The sequence below is a fragment of the Bacteroidia bacterium genome, from assembly GCA_025056095.1.
In the GTDB taxonomy this organism is placed as follows: domain Bacteria; phylum Bacteroidota; class Bacteroidia; order JANWVE01; family JANWVE01; genus JANWVE01.
In genome coordinates, this window is the sequence record JANWVW010000179.1 from 1 (window position 1) to 1,488 (window position 1,488).

A 1,488-nucleotide genomic window follows, 5' to 3' on the forward strand; every position below is an offset into this window, starting at 1 on the left:
GATAGCGTAGCCCGAAGCACGCCGACCTTGTGGGCATGAGCGCAAGCGAAACGCCCACAAGGGCACGCCCAAAAAATCTATTAAAACTTAACTTTTTTCACTATAAACCAAAGTTGAGCCCCCCTAACTTTTGTAACAAATTTCAACTTATGGAACAAATATAGACCTAAACTTGTCTATCTTTGCACAATAAAGACTATGAGTAGAAATGGGCGTGTTTTAGTGGCTATGAGCGGAGGTGTGGATAGCTCGGTAGCAGCAGCTATGCTACACGAAGAAGGCTACGAAGTAATCGGCATGACTATGAAAACTTGGGACTACGTGAGTTCAGGCAGTCGAAGCAAAGAAACAGGATGCTGCAGTTTGGACTCTATTAACGATGCGCGAAATGTAGCAGTTTCTATGGGCTTTCCGCATTACGTTATTGATATTCGCCAAGAATTTGGAGATTACGTGATTAACCACTTTGTAGAAGAATACCTTGCAGGAAGAACACCTAATCCCTGCGTGTTATGCAACACCCATATTAAATGGGAAGCACTATTGAAAAGAGCAGATAAATTAGATTGTGAATATATCGCAACAGGTCATTATGCCCAACGCGCTGTATCAGGCACAAGATATTACATCAAAAAAGGAGTAGATGCCCATAAAGACCAGTCCTATGTACTTTGGGGACTAAGTCAAAAAAGTTTAGCCCGAACTCTGTTCCCAATAGGAAAGTACCATAAGTCTGAAATAAAAAAAATGGCTTTGGAAATGGGATTTAAAGATCTTTTTAAGAAGTCTGAAAGCTATGAAATTTGCTTTGTGCCTGATAATGACTATCGTGAGTTTTTGAAATTCAAAGTTCCTGGATTAGCAGAAAAGGTAGAAGGTGGAAACTTTGTTCTTACCGATGGTACAGTAGTGGGCAAACATAAAGGCTATCCCTTTTACACTATTGGTCAGCGTAGAGGATTAGAAATCGCCTTAGGTTATCCTGTGTATGTAGTGGACATTATTCCACAAACCAATACTGTAGTATTAGGTAAAGATGAAGCTTTGCTAAGCACGGAGATGTGGGTAAAAGAGATCAATCTTATGAAGTACGAAAGTATTTCTCAGGGGATGTCTGCACATACTAAAATTCGTTATAGAGATGAAGGAACTGATAGCTGTTTATATATGGAACACGGTCAGGTAAAAGTAGTTTTTAATGAACCTGTACGTGCTGTTACGCCTGGGCAATCTGCGGTCTTTTATGAAAATGAGGATTTGATTGGTGGAGGTTGGATTACTAAAAATGCCCCAAGCGTAGAAAGTAGTCAGGTAAGTTAAAGAGTAGGTTAGATGAATAGGTATTAAATTTTAAGTTTTTGTTAGGTTGGCGTATAATTTTGGGCGACCAGCGAAGCAGGTCGCCCAACCGTGTAAAAAAAAGGTATAAAAAAAAAAAAAACTGTTTACCCCCGGTGATATACAAAATATAACCAGGGATAAAAGAAT

General features: G+C 39.4%; 1 protein-coding gene. It reads left to right on the forward strand.

Features of this window, described 5'->3' with window-relative positions; all coding sequences use genetic code 11:
* Positions 1 to 198: 198 nt before the first annotated feature.
* Positions 199 to 1,320: a tRNA 2-thiouridine(34) synthase MnmA gene (gene mnmA / locus NZ519_11215; protein ID MCS7029321.1), complete on the forward strand. Its 1,122-nt coding sequence runs from the start codon at positions 199 to 201 to the stop codon at positions 1,318 to 1,320.
* The last annotated feature ends 168 nt before the right edge of the window (positions 1,321 to 1,488 follow it).